This is a genomic window from Streptomyces sp. NPDC031265 (assembly GCF_055570295.1).
In genome coordinates this window covers 24677-33137 of sequence record NZ_JBVIHM010000045.1, presented here as the reverse complement: position 1 = coordinate 33137, position 8461 = coordinate 24677, and the positions used below count along the sequence as shown (strand labels likewise).

The 8461-nt window shown below is 71.3% G+C and carries 7 protein-coding genes; 2 read left to right on the top strand and 5 right to left on the bottom strand.

All coding sequences use genetic code 11. From position 1 onward, the window contains the following. From ACZ499_RS37675 to eccB, 5 genes are all read right to left on the bottom strand, one after another. On the bottom strand, positions 1 to 1110 hold a 1110-nt coding region (locus ACZ499_RS37675), incomplete at its 3' end, for a S8 family serine peptidase (RefSeq protein ID WP_468681407.1). 39 nt (positions 1111 to 1149) lie between these two features. Further along, positions 1150 to 2520: a WXG100 family type VII secretion target gene (locus ACZ499_RS37670; protein WP_468681406.1), complete on the bottom strand. Its 1371-nt coding sequence runs from the start codon at positions 2518 to 2520 to the stop codon at positions 1150 to 1152. A 13-nt stretch (positions 2521 to 2533) separates the two neighbouring features. Continuing rightward, positions 2534 to 3028, bottom strand: a complete 495-nt coding sequence (locus ACZ499_RS37665) for a hypothetical protein (protein ID WP_468681404.1) — start codon at positions 3026 to 3028, stop codon at positions 2534 to 2536. Between the two features lie 150 nt (positions 3029 to 3178). After that, positions 3179 to 4492: a type VII secretion-associated serine protease mycosin gene (gene mycP, locus ACZ499_RS37660; RefSeq protein ID WP_468681403.1), complete on the bottom strand. Its 1314-nt coding sequence runs from the start codon at positions 4490 to 4492 to the stop codon at positions 3179 to 3181. A 22-nt stretch (positions 4493 to 4514) separates the two neighbouring features. Continuing rightward, a complete protein-coding gene (eccB, locus tag ACZ499_RS37655) occupies positions 4515 to 6068 on the bottom strand; it encodes a type VII secretion protein EccB (protein WP_468681401.1) in 1554 nt (517 codons plus the stop codon). A gap of 207 nt (positions 6069 to 6275) precedes the next feature. Here eccB and eccE point away from each other — a divergent pair, with 207 nt between their 5' ends. Beyond that, positions 6276 to 7556, top strand: a complete 1281-nt coding sequence (eccE, locus tag ACZ499_RS37650; RefSeq protein ID WP_468681398.1) for a type VII secretion protein EccE — start codon at positions 6276 to 6278, stop codon at positions 7554 to 7556. Then, positions 7556 to 8317, top strand: a complete 762-nt coding sequence (locus ACZ499_RS37645) for a hypothetical protein (protein WP_468413696.1) — start codon at positions 7556 to 7558, stop codon at positions 8315 to 8317. The genes eccE and ACZ499_RS37645 overlap by 1 nt, the downstream gene beginning before the upstream one ends. Positions 8318 to 8461 lie beyond the last annotated feature (144 nt).

Below are 8461 nucleotides of genomic sequence, written 5' to 3'. Positions count from 1 at the left end.
AGGCTTGGCGGAGTTCTGCCACTCGTCACCGTCCCCTGCCTCCTTTGTTCTTTCGTGTAGGGGGGGGAGGAAGGGAGGAGTGCGCCCCCCCCCCCCCCCCCCGCCTCGGGCGGCGAGCAGCGGGTTGACGTCGGCGGGGCCCGGGTTGCCGTTGCCCTTGAGGAGGACCTGGGCGGGGCGGACGGTGCCGTACCCGATGTACTGACTCGGCACCTTGCCGTTGTGCCCGGCGGTCTCCATCATCACGCGCAGCACCTGGTTGCCGGTCCAGGCGGGGTGGGCGGACCAGATCAGGGCGGCTGTGGCGGAGGTTAGGGCGGTGGCTTGGCTGGTGCCGTTGGTTTCGCAGTAGCCGTTGCCGTCACTGCAGTGGGACGGAATCTTGTCCCCCGGTGCGGCGAGCGCGACGTGGCTGCCGGTGCTGGAGAACTTGGCCACCTTCCCGTCCGTGCCTACCGCTCCGACCGCCACGACGCCGGGGGTAGCACCCGGATACTCGACGTGGTTGCCCTTATCGCCGCTGTTGCCCGCAGCAGCGAAGATCAGCTTTCCCTTGGCGAGGGCATAGGTGACGGCCGAGGCCAGCTCCTGCTTCTCACTCTCGCTGGGTGAGTCGCTCCCCCACGAGATGTTGATGATGCGGGCGTTCGATTCAGCCGCGTAACGAATCGCTTTGGCCGTGGTGGCCGTCCCGGCGAAGTCGTTGTCTCCCGCAACAGACCTGACCGGCAGGATCTTCGCGTCCGGTGCCAGTCCCTTGATTCCACCATCGGCTCCGCTGCCGACGATGATCACCGCCATGCTCGTCCCGTGCCCGTTCGTGTCCTTCCGACCATCACCGGATCCGGTGAAATCGCGGCCGTCGAGCACCCGGCCGGTCAGCTCCGGCTCGGACCGGACGCCGGTGTCGATCACCGCGACCGTGACGCCCTTGCCGGTGCTGACCTTGCCCACGGCGTCCGCGTCCATCGCGTCCAGGTACCACTGCTTGGACCGCATGTCGTCGGCCAGCGCAGTCGGCGCGGTGCCGACGGAGCAGGCCAGCGCGGCAGCCACCGCGGCACCGAGAAGTGCCGAGCGGCTGCGCACCGAGCGGGCTGAGCTGAACATGGGACTGCGGACTCCTTGAGCGGCGATGGTTTGCGTACGTCAGTCGACGACCGGCGGGACGACCTTGCGGTGGTCCATCGCCCACGTCTCCTCGTCCTCGACCAGGTAGTCGGGGGTCTCGGAAGAAGTGGAACGACGCCGGTCCGTGCCTCGCTTGTTGCCGTTCACCAACCCCGTACCACCGGGGGTGAATTCACCACGCCCGCCGAGAGACGCACGCGGGGCCCCAACAGTTCCACCCGGCTCGGAAGCCAGCCTGCGACCGCCCATGCCGGTGGCGCCACGCGGCGCGCCGCCGGGGCCGTGCCCCGTGCCGCCGCCCATGGGCCCACGGCCCATGCCGGTTCCGGCGCGCTCCTCGCCGACGACCGTGCCCATCGGGAGCCGGGGCGTCGAGCCACGGCCGGTCGTCGGCGTGGGACGCCCGCCGCTGATGCCCTCGGGGGTGATACCGCGCGTGGTGCCCGGCAGACCACTCGGACGAGCGATACCCGGACCGCGCGGGACCCCTGTCGCACGACCAACGGAAGGGCCCTCGCCGGGTACACCGACGCGGGTCACCGGGGACGTCCTCCCCGAGCCGCTCTTGCCGAGCGGACCGGGCAGCACAGGCGGCGGGGTGAGAACCGGCGGCTGCCCCTGGACGTGTGCGGGCCCGGTAGGCACCGTAGGCCGCGTGGTGGTCTCCGGAGGCGGAGTCACTGTCACAGAGTCGATGGATGTACCCGCTGGCGATTCGTGCGGGGTGAAGGTGGACGCCACGGTCGTGTGCGACGGGGAGCTCGTCGTGCCCGACGTGCCGGAGCCGTGCGCACCCGTAACTGCTGCGGTGGTGTGGCCACCAGCACTGCCAGTGGCGGCAGTACCGGAGCCGGAACCGGAACCGCTGTAGCGTTGCTCGTCCTGGAAATCCGTGCCACCAGTGCCCGGCAACGGCGCAAACTTAGGCTCAGGCTGCGCCGAGATCCGATCCTTCGACGCGTTGTAGTACGACGACAACCGGTTCAGCTGGTTGATCGCCTCGTTCGTCTTCGGCCCCAGCGCCTTCAGCCGCGCCTTCTCCTTCTCGGGGTCGGCGTAGCACATGCCGTCCGACGCCGGGACCGCCGCCTTCGCCTCGGTGAGGGCCTGGCCCGCGTGGGCCATCTCCTGGCCGACGACCCCCGCGTACTCGGCCAGCACCAGCGTCTCCGACACCATGCCGCGGCCCCACTCACGGAACGCGTCGCCACCGGCGCCGTGCCACTTGACCTGGTCGATGTACCAGCGCAGGTCCCGCGCGATGTCCGCGATGTCGGGCGCCGCGGCGGCCAGCGTCTCGGCCGCGCCGGTCAGTTCGGCCGGCTTGGCCGACGCCAGCATCGCGTTGAGGGCCTCAAGGGACATGCCCTCGAATTCGTCCGTCGCCATCGTTGTGCCCCCTTTACTTCAAGCCGCCGGAGTCGGCGTCGTTGCCCTTGCCACCCTTGTCGGGGCCCTGCGCGGCAGGACCCTTCTCGGGGGCCTTCGTACCGGCCGCCGGAGGCTCGTAGTACTTCTCGGCCTCCTTGCGGATGGCCTGGTACCGGTGGGCCTCGTCCACGTCGATCCCGCCGTAGCCCTTGTCCGCGATGTGCACCGCGATGCCCATGCCCTCGATCTGGTCACCGAAGATCTTGGTGAGCCGCTCCAGGTTCGTACGGACCTTGTCGTACGCCTTGTGCAGCTCGTCCGCGGCCGCGAACCCCTTGCCGTACGAGGCGGGCTGCACCCGCTGGTCGGCGATCTTGGTGTGGCGGGCCGGGGACTGGTCCAGGCTGCGCAGCAGTTCCTCCATGCGGCCCTTGAAGTCGGCGAGGCTCACCCCGTCGACGCCGAGGTCCGGCTTTCCGCCGCCGCTGCCCTTGCCGCCGCTGCCGCCACCGTTCGGCTCGGCCACTGTTCCTCCCCCTGAATCCCCGTCGGCACCGCTCTGCCACCGGTGCCGCTACCGCTGTCGCTTCGTCACACTCGTGAAGCGCGCGAAGCATGTGATCACTCTAGTCACTCCGGTTTCGGAGCCGAATGAGTATCCGTACTCAAAGACGTCTCAGGTTCGTCCCGAAACCCCGTTCACCCCGTTCACCCCGTTCAACTTCCGCGAACCCCGCTTCCGGGCGTCCCGGATCACCGTCGCCGTGCCCGCGACCACCGCCACGAGCAGGGCGGCGATGCCCAACGCGTACGTCGCGTACCGCTCGTTGCGCTCCTGGGGCGTCTCGGAGAGCGCCAGCGCGGTCACGTCCGGGGCCGTGGCCTTGGGCGGCCCGGGGTCCGGGTGCGCGGCCGCCTCCGGGGGCGAGTCGTCGGTCACCGCGCGGACCGGGTCGACCACGCCCCATCCGACGAAGTTGTCGTGCCCGTTGACGGACCGCTCCGCCGTCTGCTCGATCCGCGCGATGATCTGCGCGGCCGTCCACTTCGTCGTCGCATACGGGTACTTGGCGCGCAGCAGCGCGGCGACCCCCGCGACGTACGGGGCGGAGAAGCTCGTTCCGTTGTCCGAGCACTGGCCGTTGCCCGGCACGGTCGAGACGACGTCGACGCCGGGCGCCGCGACCCCGACGAACGTGCCCGGCTGCGAGAACACCGCGCGCTCGTTGTTGCGGTCCGAGGACGCGACCGCGAGCACGCCCGGGAAGGCCGCCGGATAGGTGTCCTTCGCCTTGCCGTCCATGCCGTCGTTGCCCGCCGAGGCGACCACCACGATCTGCTTGTCCAAGGCGCGCCGAACGGCCTTCGCGAGGTCCGAGTTGGGCCCCTGCGGCTCGGTCGTGTCCTGCGAGATGTTGATGACGTCGGCGTGCTGCGCGATCGCGTGGTCGATCGCCTGCGCCATCGTGTCCGTCTTGCCGCTGTTCTTCTCGTCGTTCTGGCGGATCGGGATGATCGTGGCCTCGGGAGCCAGGCCGACGAAGCCGGTGCCCGCGCGGGGGCGCGCGGCGATGATGCCCGCGACCTTGGTGCCGTGGCCGACCTCGTCGACCGTGCCGCCCGTCTTGCCCCGCTTGTCGTTCTGCTCGCCCGAGCCGTTCTTCTCGGGCTTGAGGTAGTCCTTGCCGCTCTTGGCGTCGACCGCGGACTTCAGCTGCGGGTTGGCGATGTCGACGCCGGTGTCGATGACCGCGACCCGTACGCCCTTGCCCTTGGTGTCCTGCCACAGCTCGTCGAAGAGCACCCGCTGGAGCGACCAGGGGCGGCCCTCGATCTGCTTCTTCATGGGGAAGGTGCACTCGCCGCTGCCGTCGACCTTGAGGGCGGGCGGCGCGGGTGCGGGGGCCGCGTACGCGGACGGGGCGAGCGCCAGGGAGGCGACGGCCGTGGCCACGCCCGCCAGCACCGGCTTCCTGTATGGCTTCACCATCGACACTGGGGTCAGTCCTTCCCTACGAGCCCTGGGGCTGGCGGGCGCTGTTGGTGTCGAGCCGCGGGCCCTTGGACAGGAACTCCGACCAGTTGATGGGCACCAGGGCGGGGGTGACCTTCTCGTATCCGAGGCGCTGCTGCGCCTGGCTGGGCTCGGGACGGCCGTCGTCCTGCTTCTGCTGGTCGCCGGTGCCGATGTCGGAGCGGGCGGCGTCGCTGTCCCCGTTGGCCTGCACCGCGTACCGCAGTCCGGTGTCGGTCACCAGGAACAGCGAGCCGTCCGGCTTGGTCTGCTTGCCCTGCACCTGGGTGTAGAGCAGGCCCGTGCCGGGGGTGACGTAGGTGCTGGTGCCGCCCGCGGTGATGGCCGCCGGGTACTCGGTGCCCGCCCAGGTGGAGAGCGTGGTGTTGCCCTTGTCGTCGACCTTGCGCAGCACGCTGCACACGGTGCTCCGCGCGCCCGAAGCGGCCGCGCCGCCGCCCGCGTTGACCTGCTTCGCCTTCTTGTCCGGCCAGTTGTTGGCGGCGCCGAAGTAGTCGGGCTTGGGGGCGATGGAGGCCGCGTCGACCTCCTTGACGTCGCCGTGCATGCCGAGCTTCGTGGTCTGCGGGGAGTTGAGCACCAGCCAGGCCGTGAAGTCGGAGACGGGCTGGACCTTCCCCTGCAGTACTACGTACTGCTGGGGGCCCGCGCCGGTCTGGGCGCTCAGCACCATGCCGACCTTGTCCTCCTGCGGCGAGAGGCCGCCGCCGGTGCCCGCCGGGGCGCCGACGGGGCCGGGGATCACCGGGAAGTCGACCGGGGTGCCGTCGCCCAGGGTGGCCAGCCAGTCGTCGGTGACGGGCTGCGGCTGCTCGTCGGCGCCGAAGAGCGTACGCGCGAGCAGGTCGCCGGGGGCGCCCTTGACCAGGTACTTGGTGCCCTTGGCGTCCACCACGTAACGGGCCTTGTTCTTCTGGCCCTGGACGTAGAGCACCTGGCCGCCGGTGAGCCGGCGCTTGTCGTCGGTCAGCTTGAAGTCGCGGTCGGCGAAGACGAACGCCGCCTTCTGGACCGAGTCCTTGCCGCCGCCGGGCTGCTCGCAGACCGCCCAGCGCTTGGCCTTGCCGGCCTCGCCCGCGCCGGGCAGCCGGTCCGGGGCGTACGGAATGCCCAGGATCGGGCCGCGCGAGAGCTTGCCCGAGTCCAGGATGTCGTCGCTGACCTGGATGACGTCGAACTTCTGCGGATCGAGCAGCAGCCGCGCCGAGGCCAGGTTGAGCACCGGGTGGAGCAGGACCTTCTTGTCCTTGCCCTTGCCGGTGGACAGGACGACGTAACGGGTCGTCGACTGCTTGCCGACGATCACCTTGGTGCCGGGTGTGTCCCAGCCCTGCGGCGCCTTGGGCTTGAACATCCCCCAGGCGCCGAAGCCGGCGAGGCAGAGCGCGGCCACGATCACGCTCGGCACGATGGCCTTCAGCGGACGCGGAGCACCTTCCTCCGTGCCCGTGGGAGACGGTTGCAGAAACGCCGCCACCGTGCGCTTCTTCGCAAAGGTGTACGCGTTGAGCTCGTCCCGCCGTGATGCCATGCGCCTCTGTCTCTCCCCGCGCGGCCCCCTGATCGGACCTGGTCCTGCGGTCCCCGGGCCTCGATTGTCAGACCGGCCCCCTACTATGCCTGTTGACCGAGGGTGCCTGTGGGGCGGGTAGGGTGAAGCCGCCGTCAAGACCCCTTGCCGAGCTGGGGGAATCCGGATGTTTTGGGTGCTTGCGCACGATTGGGGGGTGGTGGAGTGATGGCGTCCGCGACGCGTCTGCGGCCTGCCGCCGCCGGTCCTTCGGCCCCCGCCCAGGGAGCCTCCGCACCCCGCTTGAAGGCCCGGCCCGGACACTTCGGGTCGTTCCGACTGCAACAACTCGTGCTGGTTGAGCTCGCCGCCGCCGTGCTGCTGGTCGCGTGGGTGATCGACACGCTGATGCTGGTGCCCGCCGGTGTGGTCGCCGCGCTGCTCGTGCTGCTCGCGGTCGTCCGCCGCCACCGCCGCTCGCTGCCCGAGTGGCTGAGCACGGTACTGGCGCTGCGCGCGCGTACGCGCAGAGCGGCGAGCCTGCCGGTCCCGGAGGGCACCGAACCGGGCTTCGCCCCCGCAGTGGAATGCGACCCGGCTCTGCGGACGTACACGTTCGGCGACCGCGACCGCCGCCCCGTCGGCATGGTCGGCGACGGCACCTTCCTCACCGCCGTCCTCCAGGTCGAGATGGACGCCACGGCGCTGCGCCCGGAGCGCGGCACCCGCCCGCTGCCGGTCGCCCTCGTACGGGACGCGCTGGACGTCGACGGCATCCGTCTGGAGTCCGCGCAGATCGTCCAGCACACCCAGCCCGCGCCCGCCCCGCACCTGCCGCAGCAGTCGGTGGCCGCCCGCAACTACGCACCGCTGCAGGCCCAGACCGGCTCGCCCGCGGTGCGCATCACCTGGATCGCGCTCAAACTCGACCCCGAGCTGTGCCCGGAGGCGGTGGCGGCGCGCGGCGGCGGTCTGACCGGCGCCCAGAAGTGCCTGGTGCGCGCGGCGGACCAGCTGGCGAGCCGGCTCACCGGCGCCGGGTTCCGTACGACGGTCCTCACCGAGCAGGAGCTGACGGGCGCCATCGCCACCTCGACCTGCGCCAACCCGATGGCGATCGCCCAGGCGGGCCGCGCGGGCACACCGGGGCGGCGCACCCAGGAGACCGCCAGGACCTGGCGCTGCGACGACCGCCGCCACACGACGTACTGGGTGGGCCGCTGGCCCCAACTGGGCGGCGGCGGGGCCTCGATGCCGCAGCTGGTCGCCCTGCTCACCTCGCTTCCCGCGCTCGCCACCACGTTCAGCCTGACGCTGGCCGCCGGCGACCGCCAGGAGGTCACACTCACCGGGCACGTCCGGATCACCGGCCGCAGCGACGAGGAACTGGTCGTCGCCCGCCGGGAGCTGGAGCGCACCGCGCGCGGAGTCAAGACCGGCCTGGTGCGCCTGGACCGCGAACAGCTGCCGGGCATGCTGGCCACACTGCCGCTCGGGGGTGCGCGCTGATGACCACGTCCTCTGTATCTCCTGTCCCTCCGCCCTCCTCTCCCGAGGTACGCAGAGGGCGCGCCCGCATCGGCTTCGGGCTGCTCGGGCCGCGCCGCGACCGGCACTCGCTCTCCGCCGACCAGGTGGAGGCCCTGGCGCTGCCCGTCGGCGACGACGGAATGGTCATAGGTGTGGACGCGGCGGGCCACCCGTCGGTCCTCGGCATCAACCGCCCGACCGCGTACGACGTGACGCTGATCGGCGGCCTCTGGACGGCGCAGGTGCTCGCGCTGCGGGCGGCCGCGACGGGCGCGCGCGTGACCGTGGAGACGGGCCGGGCCCCCGCGTGGACGGCGCTCGCCCAGGCGGCGGGCGGCGGCCAGCAGTGCATCGCGCTGCACGACGTGGGCCGGGTGCCGCCGCAGGGCGCGTCCGCCGGATCGCCCGTCGTAGTCGTCCGCGACTGCGGGATGCGGCCGCCGCGCGGGCGCGTGGTCTCGGGGCCGTGGCAGTCGGTGCTGACGCTGCTGCCGTATCTGAGCCCCGTGGCGCCCCGGTTGCTGGAGAAGTCGGATCTGGTCGGGGTGCAGCGGGTCTCGCCGGACGAGGCCGCGCAGATCGGGCGGATCATGCATCTCCCGCAGGCCGAGACGGAGGCGCTGTCCACGCTGGCGGACGGGGTGACACTGTGGTGCAGTGCCCGCGACCGGCAGTTCGTGATGACCCAGGCGACGGACGCGGAGACCGGACTGCTCGGCTCCGCCCGGCGGATGGACTGAGCGGTCCGCGCCGCGCGCGTTCCGTCACAAGGACCATAAGGAATTGAGCAGGTACGACTGGCCCTGACCCCGGGTACGTGAACGGTTCGTTCACACTCCGGCCACACGGGGATGCCCTGCTGTCACTTGACGGCAGCGTGCGGG

What these genes read in the sequence shown, in the direction of transcription:
- ACZ499_RS37670 (WP_468681406.1), bottom strand. Translation starts at nt 2,520, where the DNA reads ATGGCGACGGACGAATTCGAGGGCATGTCCCTTGAGGCCCTCAACGCG.
- mycP (WP_468681403.1), bottom strand. Translation starts at nt 4,492, where the DNA reads ATGGTGAAGCCATACAGGAAGCCGGTGCTGGCGGGCGTGGCCACGGCC.
- eccB (WP_468681401.1), bottom strand. Translation starts at nt 6,068, where the DNA reads ATGGCATCACGGCGGGACGAGCTCAACGCGTACACCTTTGCGAAGAAG.
- eccE (WP_468681398.1), top strand. Translation starts at nt 6,276, where the DNA reads ATGGCGTCCGCGACGCGTCTGCGGCCTGCCGCCGCCGGTCCTTCGGCC.
- ACZ499_RS37645 (WP_468413696.1), top strand. Translation starts at nt 7,556, where the DNA reads ATGACCACGTCCTCTGTATCTCCTGTCCCTCCGCCCTCCTCTCCCGAG.